Source organism: Vibrio ouci (genome assembly GCF_004551525.1).
Taxonomy (GTDB): domain Bacteria; phylum Pseudomonadota; class Gammaproteobacteria; order Enterobacterales; family Vibrionaceae; genus Vibrio; species Vibrio ouci.
Window position 1 is genome coordinate 116,729 of sequence record NZ_SATR01000009.1, and the last position, 16,661, is coordinate 133,389.

General features: G+C 44.4%; 20 protein-coding genes. 10 read left to right on the top strand and 10 right to left on the bottom strand.

All coding sequences use genetic code 11. The features are described 5' to 3' along the window. Nucleotides 1–16: 16 nt before the first annotated feature. From zrgA to ELS82_RS08310, 5 genes are all read left to right on the top strand, one after another. Complete coding sequence (zrgA, locus tag ELS82_RS08290) at nt 17–694, top strand: zinc uptake protein ZrgA (RefSeq protein ID WP_134835082.1); 678 nt, start codon at nt 17–19, stop codon at nt 692–694. A 56-nt stretch (nt 695–750) separates the two neighbouring features. Then, nucleotides 751–1,458, top strand: coding sequence for an ABC transporter ATP-binding protein (locus ELS82_RS08295; protein WP_134835083.1), 708 nt, complete (start codon nt 751–753; stop codon nt 1,456–1,458). Then, nucleotides 1,455–2,714 carry an ABC transporter permease gene (locus tag ELS82_RS08300; RefSeq protein ID WP_134835084.1) on the top strand — a complete coding sequence of 420 codons (1,260 nt, stop codon included), beginning with the start codon at nt 1,455–1,457 and terminating at the stop codon, nt 2,712–2,714. Before ELS82_RS08295 ends, ELS82_RS08300 begins: the two co-directional genes overlap by 4 nt. Nucleotides 2,715–2,716: 2 nt before the next feature. Continuing rightward, the gene (locus ELS82_RS08305) at nt 2,717–3,214 is read left to right on the top strand and encodes a DUF3299 domain-containing protein (protein ID WP_134835085.1); all 498 of its coding nucleotides are present in this window, start codon (nt 2,717–2,719) and stop codon (nt 3,212–3,214) included. A gap of 301 nt (nt 3,215–3,515) precedes the next feature. Next, nucleotides 3,516–4,412, top strand: a complete 897-nt coding sequence (locus ELS82_RS08310; protein WP_134835086.1) for a TIGR03899 family protein — start codon at nt 3,516–3,518, stop codon at nt 4,410–4,412. 64 nt (nt 4,413–4,476) lie between these two features. Here the strand turns inward: ELS82_RS08310 and pgi are convergent, their stop codons facing one another. Continuing rightward, complete coding sequence (gene pgi, locus ELS82_RS08315; protein ID WP_134835087.1) at nt 4,477–6,129, bottom strand: glucose-6-phosphate isomerase; 1,653 nt, start codon at nt 6,127–6,129, stop codon at nt 4,477–4,479. Nucleotides 6,130–6,423: 294 nt separating this feature from the next. On the opposite strand from pgi, the gene ELS82_RS08320 reads away from it, so the two are divergent. Continuing rightward, nucleotides 6,424–6,843, top strand: coding sequence for a secondary thiamine-phosphate synthase enzyme YjbQ (locus tag ELS82_RS08320; protein ID WP_134835088.1), 420 nt, complete (start codon nt 6,424–6,426; stop codon nt 6,841–6,843). Nucleotides 6,844–6,888: 45 nt separating this feature from the next. Here ELS82_RS08320 and ELS82_RS08325 read toward each other — a convergent pair whose 3' ends face one another. The 3 genes from ELS82_RS08325 to ELS82_RS08335 are packed head-to-tail and all read right to left on the bottom strand — an operon-like array spanning nt 6,889 to nt 10,570. Then, on the bottom strand, nt 6,889–8,067 hold the full coding sequence (locus ELS82_RS08325) for a BamA/TamA family outer membrane protein (protein WP_134835089.1): 1,179 nt from the start codon (nt 8,065–8,067) through the stop codon (nt 6,889–6,891). After that, the gene (gene alr, locus ELS82_RS08330) at nt 8,068–9,144 is read right to left on the bottom strand and encodes an alanine racemase (RefSeq protein ID WP_134835090.1); all 1,077 of its coding nucleotides are present in this window, start codon (nt 9,142–9,144) and stop codon (nt 8,068–8,070) included. It abuts the gene before it with no gap. Between the two features lie 13 nt (nt 9,145–9,157). Then, the gene (locus ELS82_RS08335; RefSeq protein ID WP_134835091.1) at nt 9,158–10,570 is read right to left on the bottom strand and encodes a replicative DNA helicase; all 1,413 of its coding nucleotides are present in this window, start codon (nt 10,568–10,570) and stop codon (nt 9,158–9,160) included. Nucleotides 10,571–10,744: 174 nt separating this feature from the next. Here ELS82_RS08335 and ELS82_RS08340 point away from each other — a divergent pair, with 174 nt between their 5' ends. The 4 genes from ELS82_RS08340 to ELS82_RS08355 all read left to right on the top strand — a co-directional run bounded on the left by ELS82_RS08340 (nt 10,745) and on the right by ELS82_RS08355 (nt 13,921). Next, nucleotides 10,745–11,509, top strand: coding sequence for a DUF481 domain-containing protein (locus ELS82_RS08340; RefSeq protein WP_208733152.1), 765 nt, complete (start codon nt 10,745–10,747; stop codon nt 11,507–11,509). A 78-nt stretch (nt 11,510–11,587) separates the two neighbouring features. Continuing rightward, entirely contained in the window at nt 11,588–12,295 is a 708-nt protein-coding gene (locus ELS82_RS08345) for a hypothetical protein (RefSeq protein ID WP_134835092.1), read from the top strand. A gap of 25 nt (nt 12,296–12,320) precedes the next feature. Then, nucleotides 12,321–13,238 (top strand): hypothetical protein, encoded by a 918-nt coding sequence (locus ELS82_RS08350; RefSeq protein ID WP_134835093.1) that lies wholly within the window; start codon nt 12,321–12,323, stop codon nt 13,236–13,238. Next, nucleotides 13,235–13,921, top strand: a complete 687-nt coding sequence (locus tag ELS82_RS08355) for a hypothetical protein (protein ID WP_134835094.1) — start codon at nt 13,235–13,237, stop codon at nt 13,919–13,921. The genes ELS82_RS08350 and ELS82_RS08355 overlap by 4 nt, the downstream gene beginning before the upstream one ends. 33 nt (nt 13,922–13,954) lie before the next feature. Here ELS82_RS08355 and rplI read toward each other — a convergent pair whose 3' ends face one another. The 6 genes from rplI to ELS82_RS08385 form a co-directional block, all read right to left on the bottom strand. After that, entirely contained in the window at nt 13,955–14,407 is a 453-nt protein-coding gene (gene rplI, locus ELS82_RS08360) for a 50S ribosomal protein L9 (RefSeq protein WP_134835095.1), read from the bottom strand. 31 nt (nt 14,408–14,438) lie between these two features. After that, nucleotides 14,439–14,666, bottom strand: coding sequence for a 30S ribosomal protein S18 (gene rpsR, locus ELS82_RS08365; RefSeq protein ID WP_000090472.1), 228 nt, complete (start codon nt 14,664–14,666; stop codon nt 14,439–14,441). 119 nt (nt 14,667–14,785) lie between these two features. After that, nucleotides 14,786–15,166, bottom strand: coding sequence for a 30S ribosomal protein S6 (rpsF, locus tag ELS82_RS08370; protein WP_005472655.1), 381 nt, complete (start codon nt 15,164–15,166; stop codon nt 14,786–14,788). Nucleotides 15,167–15,367: 201 nt separating this feature from the next. Further along, nucleotides 15,368–15,850 carry a bacterioferritin gene (gene bfr, locus ELS82_RS08375; RefSeq protein ID WP_134835096.1) on the bottom strand — a complete coding sequence of 161 codons (483 nt, stop codon included), beginning with the start codon at nt 15,848–15,850 and terminating at the stop codon, nt 15,368–15,370. A gap of 72 nt (nt 15,851–15,922) precedes the next feature. Then, on the bottom strand, nt 15,923–16,111 hold the full coding sequence (locus ELS82_RS08380) for a (2Fe-2S)-binding protein (RefSeq protein ID WP_053441728.1): 189 nt from the start codon (nt 16,109–16,111) through the stop codon (nt 15,923–15,925). A 308-nt stretch (nt 16,112–16,419) separates the two neighbouring features. Continuing rightward, a partial coding sequence (locus tag ELS82_RS08385) for an EF-Tu C-terminal domain-related protein (protein ID WP_038889594.1) occupies nt 16,420–16,661 on the bottom strand: 242 nt, incomplete at its 5' end.

The following is a 16,661-nucleotide window of genomic DNA, read 5'->3' on the forward strand; positions in this document are numbered from 1 at the left end:
ATTTTCAGGAAAGACAATGAACAAGATTACTCCTATCGCACTTGGTATCACGCTAGCAGTGAGCAGCTTTGCTCAAGCAGAAGAAGGTTTTCGTCAACACGGCGCACACGTCCACGGTGTAGTTGAATTTAATATCGCTCAAGATGCTAACGAACTGCTGATGGAGATCACTGCGCCAGGGGCTGATGTGGTTGGCTTTGAGCACGCACCTCAGACTGATGAACAGAAGCATCAACTTGAGGCCGCAGTAACCCAACTGAACGATGCCAATAGTATCTTTACCCTTGCGGCAAGTGCTGGTTGTAAGATTGAACACAAGTCAGTGCGTCATACTTTAGGTGCAGATAGCCATAAAGGTCATGACCATCACGACGACCATGAGCACCATGATCACCACGATGATCATGAGCACCATGACGAACATAAAGGCCATGATCATCACGATGACCATGAGCACCATGACGAACATAAAGGCCACGATCATCACGATGACCATGAAGGACACTCATCTTCTCATGGTGAGTTCACCGTTGAGTATCACTTCGAATGTAGTGACATCGCAAAATTAGATGAGATTAATACCAACTGGTTCTCTCACTTCCCGAACACAGAAACAATTAAAGTGAATGTATTAACCGATACAAAGCAAGCAGCAATGCAGCTCCCTAAAGGCGAAAGCAAAATCTCACTTTAATGTTTTAAAGTGGCCTAGCCTAATCTAGGCCACTTCATTTGATTCGGACTGCAATTATGACTAAGACAGACCATTCTTCGGTGGTTGAACTTACTCAGGTCACGTTTACCTGGCCAGGTAATGATACTCCTACGCTCGATATTCCTTCGTTAGTCGTTACTCACGGCGAGCATCTCTTTATCAAGGGGCCAAGTGGATGTGGAAAATCAACCTTACTCGGACTTCTAACCGGAATTAATACCGCAACCTCTGGACAAGTCTCTTTACTCGGTGAAGAGCTGACCAAGATGTCAGGTAGCCAGAGAGATAAGTTTCGCGCCAATAATATTGGCTACATATTCCAGCAGTTCAACTTGCTGCCTTACCTCAGTGTGATTGAAAATGTCACTCTTCCTTGCCAATTTGCTCCGCAAAGAAGAAAGCAGGTTGAGGGGGATTTAACCGCTAAAGCAACCGAGTTATTAGAAAAACTACGTCTTCCAAGTGCACTGCTCAATAAACCAGTGACTGAACTGAGTATTGGTCAACAACAACGAGTCGCAGCAGCCAGAGCACTGATAGGTAACCCTAAGGTCGTGATCGCAGATGAACCAACCTCATCGCTCGATTTCGGCAACCGCAGCGCGTTTATTGAACTACTGCTTGAACAAGTAAACCAAGCAAACTCGACGTTACTGTTTGTCAGCCATGACCCGACGCTAGAGCCTCTGTTTGATCGCACCATTAATCTACAGCAGCTCAATCAAGCCGGAGGTCAATTATGACACCTACACTTTCTCTCGCATGGAAGAGTGTCCGCAACCGAAAAGTGACCGCTATCCTCACTATTCTGACCGTGGCAATCTCGGTGATCTTGTTACTTGGAGTAGAAAGAATTCGTACCCAAGCCAAGAGTAGCTTTGCCAACACGATTTCAGGTACAGATTTAATTGTTGGTGGGCGCTCGGGCCAAGTTAACTTGCTGCTTTACTCTGTATTTCGCATTGGTAATGCCACCAATAATATCGACTGGAAGAGCTACCAAGAGTTTAGCCACCACAGAGCCGTCGACTGGGCGATTCCTATCTCATTAGGTGATTCGCACAAAGGGTTTCGAGTTATGGGCACCAACCATAGCTACTTCGAGCACTACCGTTATGGACAAAAACAAAACCTCGCATTTAGCCAAGGTAAAGAATTCAATAGACTGTTTGAGGCAGTAATTGGCGCCGATGTCGCCCGCTCGCTTAACTACCACATCGGCAGTGAAATGGTTATTGCTCACGGCATCAGTGATGTTGGGTTTAGTCGCCACGAGAACACGCCGTTTAAAGTGGTCGGTATTCTTGCTCCGACAGGAACACCGGTTGATAAGACCGTCCACGTTTCTCTTGAGGCTATTGAAGCGATTCATGTCGGCTGGGAGTCGGGCGCTAACCTAGGCAATAATCCAAGCGCAGAACAGTTACTACAAATGAACTTTCAACCTAAGCAAATCACCGCCATGATGCTAGGTTTGAAGTCCAAGATTCAAACCTTCGCCCTACAAAGGCAAATCAACACCTATGCAAAAGAACCCCTCAGCGCGATCTTACCAGGGGTCGCATTGCATGAATTATGGGGGATGATGTCGGTTGCAGAACAAGCCTTAATGGCCGTATCCGTCTTTGTGGTAATCGCAGGGTTACTCGGCATGCTCTCTAGCCTATTGACCAGCTTACAAGAACGTCGCCGCGAAATGGCCATTCTACGCGCGATGGGGGCGAGGCCACGCCACGTATTTAGCTTGTTGATCCTAGAAGCGAGCGTGCTCACCTTTATCGGTTTGATCGTCGGCACCATGGGTTTATATGCTCTGCTTGCTGTTGCCGCTCCGCTTATCCAACAACAATACGGGATTGATTTACAAATGATCGCTTTATCCCAATATGAGTGGTTACTTCTCGCTGCAGTGCAAATTGCTGGTACTATTATCGGCTTTATTCCTGCATTCAGAGCTTATAAGCAGTCTCTCAGCGATGGTATGACGATTCGAGTATAAATATGAAAAAACTGATCCTACTATTCTTGGCCCTATTTTCAATTGGCCTTACCACCCACTCCGTCAGTGCAGAAGACACTCTGACATTAGATTGGATTGATCTCATTCCAGAGAGTGAACGCAATCAGTTTGATGCCTATGGTATGCCTGCCGTGGATCACTCCGATGATGTGATGAAACAATCTAAAGTGGGAAGTGTAAGACCTGAGCTGAATGGCAGTACGGTAAAAATACCGGGATTCGTCATCCCACTCGAAGGCGATGAAAATATGGTAACGGAATTTCTCCTGGTACCGTACTTTGGCGCATGTATCCACGTGCCGCCACCGCCGCCAAATCAGATCATTTATGTGAAGTTCCCGAAAGGCGCTCCAGTACAAGAGCTGTGGGATGTCATTTACGTGATAGGCACACTTAAGACCGAAACCATTAGCCATGAGCTAGCGGAAACTGCATATGTCATCGAAGGCACTGAAATTGCCGAATATGATGATATGTAGATGTTAACGACTAAAGTAACCTGTTGATTACCTATATTAGCCTAAGTAACTAGATAAATAGCCTAGTACACCAACGTAGACGAGTAATAATAGGGCAATTGACAGGTGCTTTTTTAGTTTATTCTCATTGAAATACTTCATAAGCCCCTCAAGTTTAATGATAACAATTTTAACAACTTGTTATCATTTTTGATAGCAATATTTTTTTATAGGCTGGCTCACAGTCTTTTTCTGGCAGACAATAAGGTTCCGAGGTACATTTAGTAATCAATAGTAAGCATCTGATGGCTAAGGAAATAGCATGTCTGAGACCAGTAAACCCGTTGTCATAGACCAACAAGCGGATCATTCTCAACGACAAGAGAAGAAATCTAGTTATATCAAAGACAGCGCTAGTCGCGTTCTCAACATTGCGCAAACTTATGGCTTAGATGCCCTGTTACAAAGTGAATCTCCACAAAAGACCACCATTGAACGCGCACTTATTCGAGAAAAGAAGCGCAAAGAACTGCGCCAGAAGAACTTAGAACAAATCCTCAAACTCGCCCACATCTCATGTAAAGATGAAACCGCTGGCGATCCAGACCAAGATTGGCTGTATCGATTTTTCGATATGGCACAAGAAGTTCATAATCACGCCATGCAACGACTCTGGGCACAGGTGCTCAAACGCGAAGTGACCAACCCCGGCTCTACCTCGATGAAAGCGCTGAAAGTACTTCAAGATATGACGCCAAAAGAAGCGCAGATCCTGCAACGTGCCGCATCTCTTGCGTGCAGCTTTGGTGGTGATAGTAGCCGCAAGCTGTTGGTGGGCTACCGCTCTCAAGCAGGGATTTTTAGCTTTGGTAAACGCAGCACGACCAGCAACATCAATGTCGGTAACTACCAGCTTCCCTACTCCAGCTTACTGGTCTTATTCGAGCTCGGTTTGATGCATGGTACTGAACTTGAATCTGGTGAGATTGAACTCGACTCACCGCTGCCATTAAGCTATCAAGGCAAACAACTCTCGCTGCAAGCGCACAGCAAAGGCGTTCGCTTACTCTATTACCGCTTCAGCCCTACCGGCAATGAGCTATGTAAGCTATTGGGCAATAAGCCGAATATGCAATATTACGATCAGCTAGTGGCGCTGTTGAGCCAGAAGTTCACCGCGAGTACCGAAACCAAATCCAGTATTGATACGATGGCTTAAGAGAAAAGAAAACAAAAAAACGCCAGCATCTCTGCTGGCGTTTCAATATCAATTACGACGGAAATTAAGCTTTAAATGCTTTAAACGCATTAATCAAACCGTTAGTTGAGCTATCGTGAGAGCTGATTTCAGACTCATCCGCAAGCTCTGGTAGGATTTGGTTCGCCAGTTGTTTACCTAGCTCAACGCCCCACTGGTCAAAGCTGAAGATATTCCAAATCACACCCTGTACGAAGATCTTGTGTTCGTACATTGCAATTAGGTTACCTAGTGTGCGTGGTGTGATTTGCTTAACTAGGATCGAGTTCGTTGGGCGGTTACCTTCAAATACTTTGAATGGTGCTAGTGTCGCCGCTTCTTCTTCGCTCTTACCTGCTTTAGCAAATTCCGCTTTCACTGTCGCTTCATCTTTACCAAATGCCAGTGCTTCTGTTTGAGCAAAGAAGTTAGACATTAGCTTCTGGTGGTGATCGCCAGCTGGGTTGTGGCTTACTGCTGGCGCAATGAAGTCACATGGAATCAACTTAGTACCTTGGTGGATCAGCTGGTAGAACGCGTGTTGGCCATTTGTGCCAGGTTCGCCCCAAATAATTGGGCCTGTTTGGTAAGTCACTGCATTGCCGTCACGGTCAACGTATTTACCGTTTGATTCCATGTTGCCTTGCTGGAAGTATGCAGCAAAACGGTGCATGTACTGATCGTAAGGAAGAATCGCTTCAGACTCAGCGCCATGGAAGTTGTTGTACCATAGGCCGATCAGCGCAAGGATCACTGGGATATTGCTTTCTAGTTCAGTAGACGCGAAGTGGTTATCCATCTCATGCGCACCGTCTAGTAGCTCAATAAAATTGTCGTAGCCTACAGCAAGAGCAATTGAAAGTCCGATCGCTGACCATAGTGAGTAACGACCACCAACCCAATCCCAGAACTCAAACATGTTGTCTGTATCGATACCGAACTCAGATACCGCTGGAGCATTCGTTGAAAGTGCCGCAAAGTGCTTAGCAACGTGCGCTTCATCACCAGCAGAAGCTAGGAACCAATCACGAGCACTGTGTGCATTAGTCATGGTTTCTTGAGTGGTAAACGTCTTAGAAGCTACTAGGAATAGCGTCGTTTCTGGGTTTACTTTCTTCAATGTTTCAACGATGTGCGTACCATCAACGTTAGAAACAAAGTGTAGGTTTAGGTGGTTTTTGTATGGTGCTAGCGCTTCAGTCACCATGTAAGGACCTAAGTCAGAGCCACCGATACCGATGTTTACGATGTCAGTGATCGCTTTACCTGTGTAGCCTTTCCACTCACCGCCGATAACGCGGTCAGTGAACGATTTCATTTTCTCTAGCACTGCATTAACTGCAGGCATCACGTCTTCGCCGTCAACCATCACTGGCTTGTTGCTGCGGTTACGCAATGCAGTATGAAGTACTGCACGATCTTCTGTTTTGTTGATCGCTTCGCCGCTGAACATCGCTTCAATTGCTGCTTTTAGCTCAGTCTCGTTTGCTAGAGCAAATAGGTGCTTTAGTGTTTCTTCATTGATTAAGTTTTTAGAGTAATCAACTAGGATGTCTGCACCGAAACGTGTAGAGAAGTTGTCAAAGCGAGCTGAATCTTGAGCAAATAATGCTTTTAGATCCATATCTTGTGCAGATTCGAAGTGCGCAGTTAGCGCTGTCCAAGCTTGTGTTTGCGTTGGATTGATATTTTTCAACATGGTGTCTATCCCGATGTTCAGTAGGTTTTATTCCATACAGTCTAGCGAAAACTGGCGGAATCCCCGATTTAGCAAAATAATAATATTAGGTATGTTAGGGCAAATTGCCACAAAACAAGAGTTTGTAATTTTTTTTCAGGCCAGCATTATGACTCAGGCGGCTCTCACCCACATTGAGTTAGGTCACGTTACCTGATTCAAATTTGAACAAATCCGATACTAGCTTTATGAGTTTACCACCAAGCTAGGTTAAGCTTAACGTTTGGTTAACGAAATCTCGATTATAGGCATTGTATGTGGCAGCAAAAAGTCATCCATTTAAACGCGCGTCAACGTGGCTTTCATTTGATTACCGATGAAATTGAACAACAATTACCGCAATTAGCTGATTATTCTGTCGGATTATTACAGCTATTTATCCAACATACCTCAGCCAGTTTAACCATTAATGAAAACGCCGATCCGACCGTCCGCCACGACATGGAAAAGCACTTTAACAAGTTTGTACCCGAGCGTGCGCCCTACTATAAGCACACCTATGAAGGCGATGACGATATGCCCGCTCATATTAAAGCCTCGACGCTCGGCAGCAGTATTATGATTCCAATTAGCAACGGACGACTTGCTTTAGGCACTTGGCAAGGGATCTATTTAGGTGAGCATCGAGATCACGGTGGCAGTCGCCGCGTGATTGCGACACTTCAAGGCGAATAAGAGCAAAAGGGAGCCATTCGGCTCCCAATATCTCATTTTATGTGTTTAAAAAGGTTGATTAATCATCACGCGGAAAGTGCCTTCATCTGCCCCTTTCGCTAACTCCGCACGTACCACAATACCTTCGACTTGAAAGCGCACAGCGCCGCCAAGGTTCCACTGCATATCAGTGTGGAGTGTTTTGGCATCATACTCATCAGCGACACGACCTGCTTCAGCAAACACCACCCACTGCCACCACGGCAGATCGTAGTAATTGATCACCGGAATATCATCGAGCGGCTGCCAGTCGGGCAACACTCGGTATTCTGCTGAGTAATGCACTGCAGAGCGTCCATGATAACGACCACTAGTGTAGCCTCGGAGTCGATACAAGCCGCCCAAACGCACTTGTTCTTGCTCCGGTGGCTTAGTGCTGTCCCAACTTGGCGTATCGGCGGTATAAAAGTCTAACGCAATGACTTGTTGATCAAATAACTCACCTAACGGCCCTAGTGCAAAATACTGGCTATTTTGAAACTCCCACTTGGTCCAAATCTCATCACTTTGCCAACGCTCACCCGCAACCGTGAGTTCAACGGAGGTATGTGAGCCTTTAGTTGGGTTACGCACGCTATCGCGGTTATCCCAATCTAATGTCAGTTCAAGTCCTGTCGCCTTTTCTGGCTGGCTATAAATATCTAATTCACGCGATGAGAAGAACGGCGTCATTACCAACGACGTCACACCAGAGTCTAACGGTGAGGCAAAGTCGACATCTCGAATTGGCTGAAAGGCCCCCATCAAACCATGTTTTTCAACATTGCCCCAAGGCAGCAGATATTTAAACTCAAATTGATAGTTCTGTTCAAAGCCATCGGTAACGGTTTTATCACCTGTCACCGAGCTATTATCACCTTGCTCACCTAAGTAGTACGGGTTTTGATTGAACTGAGCCTGATACATTTGAGTACTGAACAGCAAGCTTTCTGATAACGCATAATTAAACGCAGAGACAAAGCCGACATAACTGTCTTTATCAGAGTAAAGCGCCATACCAAAAAGCGCGGCCTGAGGCTGGCCGACACCCTTAGCAACACCGGCTACGCCAAATGTATTGCCCAAAGTTTCAGTACTAAAATAGAAAGGGACAAATGCAGAATCTTTTTCTTTGGCATTCACTTGGCCGCAAATAAAAAGGCTGGCACATAAGGCCAGCACTTGTTTGATGTGGTTTCGCTTCATTTACTTGGAGTATTCCATATCAACACGAGATGTCAGCTTAGTCACCAGTTCATAGGCAATAGTTCCTATATGACTCGCGACTTCTTCTGCAGGAAGCTGGTTGCCCCACAGAATCGCTTCATCGCCGACCTTATCGGTGGCATCCGGTCCGAGATCAACCGTAAGCATATCCATCGATACTCGCCCAGCAATCGGTGCTTTACGGCCATTGACTAAAACTGGCGTGCCGTTCGGTGCAGTTCTTGGGTAACCATCGCCATAACCAATCGCAATCACTCCAACCTTGGTATCACGCTGGCTGGTCCAAGTGCCACCATAGCCGACGCTTTCACCCGCTTTCACATCGCGCACGGCGATTAAATGCGACTTCAAGGTCATCACTGGCTGATAACCTAAGTCTTGAGCCGTCTTATCATTAAATGGAGAAACGCCATACATGATAATACCCGGGCGAACCCACTCTAGCTGACTGTCTGGCCAAGCAAGTAAGCCAGCGGACGCCGCTAAAGAACGCTCACCTTCACAGCCTTCGGTTAAAGAGAGGAAAAGCTCTGTCTGTTGATTGGTTGTGCTTTTATCTAGCTCACCTGCGCAGCCAAAGTGACTCATATAACGCAACGGCTTAGCCACATTACGGCAAGCTTTAAGACGCGTGACAAACTCGCTGTACTGCTCTGGTCGCACACCTAGTCGGTGCATACCACTATCAATCTTTAGCCACACCACAACCGGCGTTTCTAATTCAGCTTGTTCCAGTGCCTCCAACTGCTCTTCACAGTGAACCACTGTCTGAATATTATTAGTAACTAAAACTGGCAGATCGCCTTGAGAGTAAAAACCCTCGAGCAATAAAATCGGCTTTACCACACCGCAAGCTCGTAGCTGCAGAGCCTCTTCAATACGAGCAACACCAAACGCATCAGCCCCTTTGGCATGCTTAGCGATATGACGTAAGCCATGGCCGTAGCTGTTGGCTTTCACCACTGCCATCACTTTGCTGCTTGGCGCTTGTTGCTTAATCTGCCCTAGGTTGTGCTGCAGAGCCTCAAGATTAATGTAGGCTGTGGCTGCTTTCATGTAGCTCATTGGCTTATTCATCGTCCATATCAAACGCAGGGCCTGCGTAGTTGTCAAAACGAGACCATTGACCTTGGAAGGTGAGTCGAACCGAACCGATCGGGCCGTTACGCTGCTTACCTAGGATGATTTCTGCCGTGCCCTTCATTGAGCTATCTGGGTTATACACTTCGTCACGGTAGATGAACATGATCAAGTCGGCATCCTGCTCGATAGAGCCTGATTCACGTAAGTCCGAGTTTACTGGGCGCTTATCGGCACGTTGCTCTAGGGAACGGTTTAGCTGCGATAGCGCGACTACAGGTACATTCAACTCTTTTGCTAATGCTTTTAATGAGCGAGAGATTTCGGCGATTTCAAGGGTACGGTTATCAGACAGCGCAGGTACACGCATTAGCTGAAGGTAGTCGACCATGATTAGTGATAAGCCGCCATGGTCACGAGCAATACGGCGAGCACGCGAGCGAACTTCCGTCGGCGTCAAACCAGAACTGTCATCGATGTACATGTTCTTCTTCTCCATAAGAGTACCCATGGTTCTAGAAATACGCGCCCAATCCTCATCATCAAGCTGACCAGTACGAATCTTAGTTTGGTCAACACGTGAAAGCGACGCGAGCATACGCATCATGATCTGTTCTGCTGGCATCTCTAGCGAGAAGATAAGCACTGGCTTTTCTTGCGCCATTGCCGCGTTCTCACATAGGTTCATCGCAAAAGTAGTTTTACCCATCGATGGACGTGCTGCAACAATCACTAAATCTGACCCCTGTAGACCCGCAGTCTTCTTGTTAAGGTCATTGAAGCCGGTATTCACCCCTGTCACACCATCTTGCGGTGATTTGTAGAGGATCTCGATACGCTCTAATGTTTTCTCAAGAATGTTCTCGACGTTTTGCGGGCCTTCATTCTCGCTAGTGCGTGATTCTGCAATCGCAAAAACTTTACTTTCAGCAAGGTCGAGCAGGTCTTCAGAGTTACGTCCTTGAGGGTCATAACCCGCATCAGCGATTTCATTAGCCACTCCAATCAGGTCACGAACCAATGCGCGCTCAGCAACAATGTCTGCATAGGCATTGATGTTAGCTGCACTTGGCGTGTTCTTAACTAAGTCAGCAAGGTAAGCAAAACCACCGACATCATCCAACTGTTCACGCAGCTCTAAGAACTCGGATAGTGTGATTAAGTCGAGCGGTTTGTTTTCTTCGAGTAGAGTCTTTACCGCTTCAAAGATTAGACGGTGCGGTCGGCTGTAGAAATCTTTGGCAACAACACGCTCAGCTACCGTATCCCAACGCTCATTATCAAGCAGAAGACCACCAATAACGGACTGCTCCGCTTCCAGTGAATGAGGAGGGACTTTGATCGCATCGACTTGTGCGTCTCTAAACTTTTTATTTCGATTATCTACTTTGGTTTCGGCCATGGATCTGCTCAACAACTTTGCTCTAGATCGCTAATTATAACGAGAATGTCGCCATTGTCTGTACCAAAGAGAGACTTTGTCGAGTTCTAATGTAGAATTAACTTCTTGCTGACGGTATTCGCTCAGTTTGAATCTACTATTGCGCCATTCGTTTCATCAATATAGAGGTAGTGAGTGTCTAGACTTTGGCTTATAAGTTTCAGCCTAATGGGCTCTATGCTCGCTCATGCTGACGATACAGGGCAAAACGACACGGATATTGAACTGCCTTCCCCATGGAAAACTGAAGTTGAGTTTGGCTATCAGGCTCACTCGGGTAACTCAGACTCGCAATCACTTAACTCACGCCTTAACGCAACATATGTTGAGGGGCGTCACCGTACCAGCGGCGAATGGAAGTATTATTTGCTGTATAAGGATGGTGAAGAGGATAAAAGACAATCGACCTACAACGCACAAAGCGACTACAAGTTAGGTCCCAAATCCTATCTCTACAGTAGTTTCAATGGTGTTGACTCACGTTACAGCGCTTACTTTAAGGATTACACCTTGTCAGGCGGTCTGGGTTATCAATTTGCCAATACAGAAACATTCTTACTCGAATTTGAATTTGGTCCAGGCTTTCGCTATCAGGAGCCCAATAAAGATGAAATTGATGATGATGACATCATTTTTCCTGATATCGTTCAAGAAGGGATCTTTCGTGGTAATCTCAACTCAAAATGGCAAGCGTTAGATAATCTGGCGGTTATCGCATCCGTCACAATAGTATCGGGTCGGAGTAACACCCGAACAGATACCGACTTAAGTGTCTCTAACGACATTACAGAAACCATTGCACTGAAGCTAACCTACTCACGCCAATACCACGATAAAGTCCCAGACGGTTTGTACAAAGCAGATAGCATGTTTTCGGTAAACCTTTTATTCAAACTATAAAAGCATCTGGGTTATCGCCAGCTCTCACCCAAATAGCTATAATATGTATGCACTATGTTTTGAATACAAGGCCAAGTAATGTCTTCTAAAATAATTGAACAAGTTTGGAGTGTGAAGCTATCTAACGCTCAAGATAAGCTTCTTCTCGTAGCTCTTGCTGACCTTTCTAATAGAAAGGGGAGTTTTGATACATCATACGATGAGCTAGCTATGATGACATCCCTAAGCAACGAAAACATTTATGAGTCTTTGCATAGACTTTATTCTCAGCATCAACTTTTAAGAACAAGAATTACAAACAACTCAAATATAGTATCGGGATCTCTAACCTTATCCACAAACAAAGAGTTAACCCGTGACCTGCAGGAAGAAGCAAGATTACAGGCTCAAAAACTAGGAAACAATTCTCACCCTTCAAATGCTAAACTAGCACGTTCGCAGAGAAAACAGATAGCTCCCTTAAGCATCTCTGATAAAGAAAAAAATATTCATATTTATGAAATTTATACCGAATCAGTGCCAGAATGGGCCGAGGGGCTAATGCACAAACATGCTGTTTTAGGTCGACAAGATATTTGGGAGTCATTTGTTAAAGACATCTATTCAACGGGTGAAAAGAACTTCACTATAGGACATTTAGTCAAACGACTAACGCAAAAAATATATGACTTTAAGGATCTTAGTTTCCCTAAGCATCAAAAACTCCAAAGGCAAGAAGTCCTAAAGCAAGACTCTGTATCTGAGTTTGAAGAAAAGTTTAGTAACTATCTAAACAAACCCTACTAATGTTTATAATTACATAGGCTAGGCAATGACTAATGATAAACCTAAAAATATGATGGAAGTAGCGAAAGAAGACTTCCAAGCCTACCTCGAAAGAACGTCTCGAGAGTCCAATAAATCAAACAGTCAAGGGAGTTTGACTAGCCCAAGACATCCTGAAACAAAAAGCAATAAAGCCGCTCCTATAGCAATCAACCCTGATACTAACTCCTTCAAAGCGCTGTTCTCCCCTAAAACAGAAGCATTGCTCAATAACTTTAGCAATGAACAAAAACTAATTATCGGTAAAGTTTGGAGAGACCTTCTAGATCTTTTCGGTAAAGGGAAGCTTAGACAGGAATTTGGTGATGAGCCCGGCTCTCGCTTTATGCTGTTTGCAACTTCACTAAACTCCGAGAGTTACCTCCGCCTAATAAAAAATTTAACTGAACGCCTCAATGACGATAAAGACTGGCCACCTTCATTAGAGAAGTTTAACCAGCTCAAAGACTTACCTTCTGAGATAGAGGTACAAGATGCAAGAAGGCGATTACTAGTTGAAGATATAAAGCTTGCTGACTGTAATCGAGTAGAGGCATATATTAAAAAACACAAAAAAACGCACTTACGGGCTCTCTCTGAAAGAAACCTAGAGATTGAATTTAAGCGCCTCTATAACAATAGCTTTAGGGAAGTTCTCTATGATATTGATATTGCAAAAGATAAACAAAAGGAAGAGGTCGCTAAAATTGTCACGCAGGAAGCAAGAACTGCTTATGATGAAAAAAGAGACTCTTACAAGCTATCAACTGACAATCTAAATACTATGGGACCAGTTGGGGCGCGGTTAACACGAATACTAACTAGCATCAATATGTTAGAACCGGAAACCTCTGAGGAGCTCACGCGGAAAGAACAAGCACAACTTGCAGCTCAAATAATAAGCTCTGTGGAAAAAGATGAATGAGAGATTTTAAGATCATTAGTAAATCAGATGCCTACTTTATTTGTACGACTTCCGGTATGCACTGCCGTATATTAATAGATAGTTTCAGCCGAACATTACCAGTTGGTGAAATAGTAAAACTACATGTTGAAGAAATATCTGACAAATACATCCATTATGCAAATGATGCTGTTTTTAAGTTAACACTTCCATATGAAGAGCAAAACTCTATTGCTATCTGTACCCTTAATACAGGAAGAAAGAACAAGTTCACCTACCGCTACTGTATAAGGCTTGGTGGGAAGTGGGAGCCAATACTCGGAGAATGGGTATTTTCTAAATCGGTCGAAGATCGAGTCATTTTTTTATCTAAACTACTTAGCTCACCTGAAGTTTCTATAGAAGCTACATTCAGAGAAACGATATCCACCCCTAAGAAAGAACTAAGCCTATTTGGATATGAACTAGTAAAGGGGCATAATCTAAACAACTCACCAATCCTTCATAAAAACATCAAGCTTTGTTCAGGAGATATTTCTTTTATACCGGGTGTTAATAGTAAGACAATCGTGAGATCAGGAACTACTATTCGCCTCACGATCCCAGAAGGAATACTCAATTGCTCTGACTTTAAAGAAGATTATTTTGCTGCAATCAAGATAAGGAAGCTAAAGTCTAAATCTATAAAAAAACACCCGCTATAGCGGGTGTTTTAATTAAATACGTTCTAAGCTGAATTACTCAGCAGCAACAACTTGTAGGTTAACTGTAGCGAAAACTTCAGAGTGAAGTTGAACGCTGATCTCGAACTCACCAGTGTTACGTAGTGCGCCTTCAGGAAGACGAACTTCGCTCTTAACTACTTCAACGCCAGCTGCAGTGATTGCATCAGCGATGTCGCGAGTACCGATAGAACCGAATAGTTTACCTTCGTCACCAGCTTTAGAAGCAAGAACAACTGCTTCAAGAGCATTAACTTTCTCAGCACGTGCTTCAGCAGCAGTTAGTTGCTCAGCAACTTTAGCTTCTAGTTCAGCACGACGCGCTTCGAACATTTCAACGTTAGATTTAGTAGCCATAACTGCTTTACCCTGAGGGATAAGGAAGTTACGAGCGTAACCAGATTTAACGTTTACAGTGTCACCAAGACCACCTAGGTTACCGATTTTATCAAGTAGAATAACTTGCATTGTTTAATTCCTCTTTTTAAAAACGAACCGATTACTGATGCTTGTCAGTGTACGGTAGTAGAGCTAGGTAGCGAGAACGTTTGATCGCGCGAGCTAGTTGACGTTGGTACTTAGCGCTTGTACCAGTGATACGGCTAGGTACGATTTTACCAGCTTCAGTGATGTAGTTTTTAAGAGTTGCTACGTCTTTGTAATCAATCTCTTGTACGCCTTCTGCAGTGAAACGGCAGAATTTACGACGACGGAAGAAACGAGCCATGGGCTATCTCCTGATCTTAAATTTGAATAGAGTTGTCAGTCTTAGTGTTTTCTTAAGAATTAGTCTTAAAGTAAGCTTTAAGACTAAAGCACTTAGACTTAGTACTAAATCTGAGTTAATTACTCAGCTGCTGCTTCTGGCTTAGCTTCAGCACGCTCTTCGCGACGAGGAGCACGCTCTTCTTTCTGCTTAAGCATGATAGATTGCTCAGTGATCGCTGTTTTAGTACGCATGATCATGTTACGTAGAACTGCATCGTTGAAACGGAAAGCAGTTTCTAGCTCATCAATTACAGCTTGGTCAGCTTCAACGTTCATTAGAACGTAGTGAGCTTTGTGAAGCTTGTTGATTGGGTAAGCCAGTTGACGACGGCCCCAGTCTTCTAGACGGTGGATAGTACCGCCAGCTTCAGTGATTGAACCAGTGTAACGCTCGATCATGCCAGCAACTTGCTCGCTTTGATCAGGGTGCACCATGAATACGATTTCGTAATGACGCATGGGTTGCTCCTTACGGATTATTCAGCTTCCACAAATGGCCCGGTCGTCCAGAGGAAGCAAGGAACTAAAGATAATTGACCGAGTTTAAGGAGCACGAATAGTACAGAAAGAAACCAGTTGAAGCAAGAGAAATGTGATGGCGAAACTAAAACAGCCTACTGAACAAAGTAGGCTGCTGTTTGGGCGCTCAGAGGGTCTGGATTAATCATCATCCTCGTCGACATATTGTGCTTGTAGGTAGTTCTGGATACCCGTCATATCGATCAAGCCGAGTTGTGTCTCTAGCCAATCAACATGTTCTTCTTCATCTTCTAAGATATCTTGGAACAAGTCGCGAGAGACATAATCATGAGTATCTTCCGCGTAAGCAATGGCGTTTTTTAGATCCGGTATTGCGGCCATTTCAAGTTTTAAGTCACTCTCAAGCATTTCTTTGGTGTCTTCACCAATCATAAGTTTGCCGAGATCTTGTAAGTTAGGAAGCCCTTCCAAAAATAGAATACGTTCGATCAAATGATCCGCATGTTTCATTTCATCAATAGATTCATGATACTCCTTCTCCGCTAGGTGCTTTAAGCCCCAGTCTTTGTACATTCGAGCATGAAGGAAGTATTGATTGATTGCGACGAGCTCATTGCCAAGCACTTTGTTGAGATGTTGAATGATGATTGGATCGCCTTTCATTATAAAGCCCTCCTCTTTGGCTTCTTTAAACATAGAAGCAAATAGAAGAGTGTCAAAAAGGCTAAACCAGTGTTAACTGGCTTGTTTTAGTCGAAATGGCTCGGTTTCCGCGAGGATTTCTTTCGCTTGCTTAACACACTTACCACATTGGCTGCCCAAAGCTGTGCATTTGCGAATACCACGAATGTCCGTAATACCTTCATCAATCGCTAACTTCTTAATTTTCTTATCTGAAATGCCATGACAAAGACAAACGTACATACCCAACTACCAAATGACGACTAACACAAAGCAATATAAACAAGAACAACTCTCATTACCAGTTGCGTTTGATCGATTTTAAGAACAATTTGTTATATCGATTTTTGGCCTGGTAGCCAGATTCAATGAGTTAGGGAGTCGATGAATTAGAGGGGTTAACAGGAGGAGCTTTTGTACTTTTAATATCAGTATATTAGGGAAGAGATCTAGATAGATCACTTATAACAAAAAGCAAAAAGGGAAGCCGAAGCCCCCCTTTTCAGATGCATGTTCTTCAAATGAAGAATGTGCAAGATATCAACTAAATATTAGTCGAAGATCTTAGCAACAACACCAGCACCTACTGTACGGCCACCTTCACGGATAGCGAAACGTAGGCCTTCATCCATTGCGATTGGAGCAATTAGCTCTACTTGCATTTGGATGTTGTCGCCAGGCATTACCATTTCTACGCCTTCTGGTAGAGAGATATCACCAGTTACGTCAGTTGTACGGAAGTAGAACTGTGGACGGTAGCCTTTGAAGAACGGAGTATGACGGCCGCCTTCGT

Coding starts and splice junctions, on each gene's coding strand:
- ELS82_RS08320 (WP_134835088.1), top strand. CDS start 6,424: ATGTGGCAGCAAAAAGTCATCCATTTAAACGCGCGTCAACGTGGCTTT.
- ELS82_RS08355 (WP_134835094.1), top strand. CDS start 13,235: ATGAGAGATTTTAAGATCATTAGTAAATCAGATGCCTACTTTATTTGT.
- rpsR (WP_000090472.1), bottom strand. CDS start 14,666: ATGGCTCGTTTCTTCCGTCGTCGTAAATTCTGCCGTTTCACTGCAGAA.
- bfr (WP_134835096.1), bottom strand. CDS start 15,850: ATGAAAGGCGATCCAATCATCATTCAACATCTCAACAAAGTGCTTGGC.
- ELS82_RS08305 (WP_134835085.1), top strand. CDS start 2,717: ATGAAAAAACTGATCCTACTATTCTTGGCCCTATTTTCAATTGGCCTT.
- ELS82_RS08380 (WP_053441728.1), bottom strand. CDS start 16,111: ATGTACGTTTGTCTTTGTCATGGCATTTCAGATAAGAAAATTAAGAAG.
- alr (WP_134835090.1), bottom strand. CDS start 9,144: ATGAAAGCAGCCACAGCCTACATTAATCTTGAGGCTCTGCAGCACAAC.
- pgi (WP_134835087.1), bottom strand. CDS start 6,129: ATGTTGAAAAATATCAATCCAACGCAAACACAAGCTTGGACAGCGCTA.
- rplI (WP_134835095.1), bottom strand. CDS start 14,407: ATGCAAGTTATTCTACTTGATAAAATCGGTAACCTAGGTGGTCTTGGT.
- ELS82_RS08335 (WP_134835091.1), bottom strand. CDS start 10,570: ATGGCCGAAACCAAAGTAGATAATCGAAATAAAAAGTTTAGAGACGCA.
- rpsF (WP_005472655.1), bottom strand. CDS start 15,166: ATGCGTCATTACGAAATCGTATTCATGGTGCACCCTGATCAAAGCGAG.
- ELS82_RS08345 (WP_134835092.1), top strand. CDS start 11,588: ATGTCTTCTAAAATAATTGAACAAGTTTGGAGTGTGAAGCTATCTAAC.
- ELS82_RS08350 (WP_134835093.1), top strand. CDS start 12,321: ATGACTAATGATAAACCTAAAAATATGATGGAAGTAGCGAAAGAAGAC.
- ELS82_RS08295 (WP_134835083.1), top strand. CDS start 751: ATGACTAAGACAGACCATTCTTCGGTGGTTGAACTTACTCAGGTCACG.
- ELS82_RS08300 (WP_134835084.1), top strand. CDS start 1,455: ATGACACCTACACTTTCTCTCGCATGGAAGAGTGTCCGCAACCGAAAA.
- zrgA (WP_134835082.1), top strand. CDS start 17: ATGAACAAGATTACTCCTATCGCACTTGGTATCACGCTAGCAGTGAGC.
- ELS82_RS08310 (WP_134835086.1), top strand. CDS start 3,516: ATGTCTGAGACCAGTAAACCCGTTGTCATAGACCAACAAGCGGATCAT.
- ELS82_RS08325 (WP_134835089.1), bottom strand. CDS start 8,067: ATGAAGCGAAACCACATCAAACAAGTGCTGGCCTTATGTGCCAGCCTT.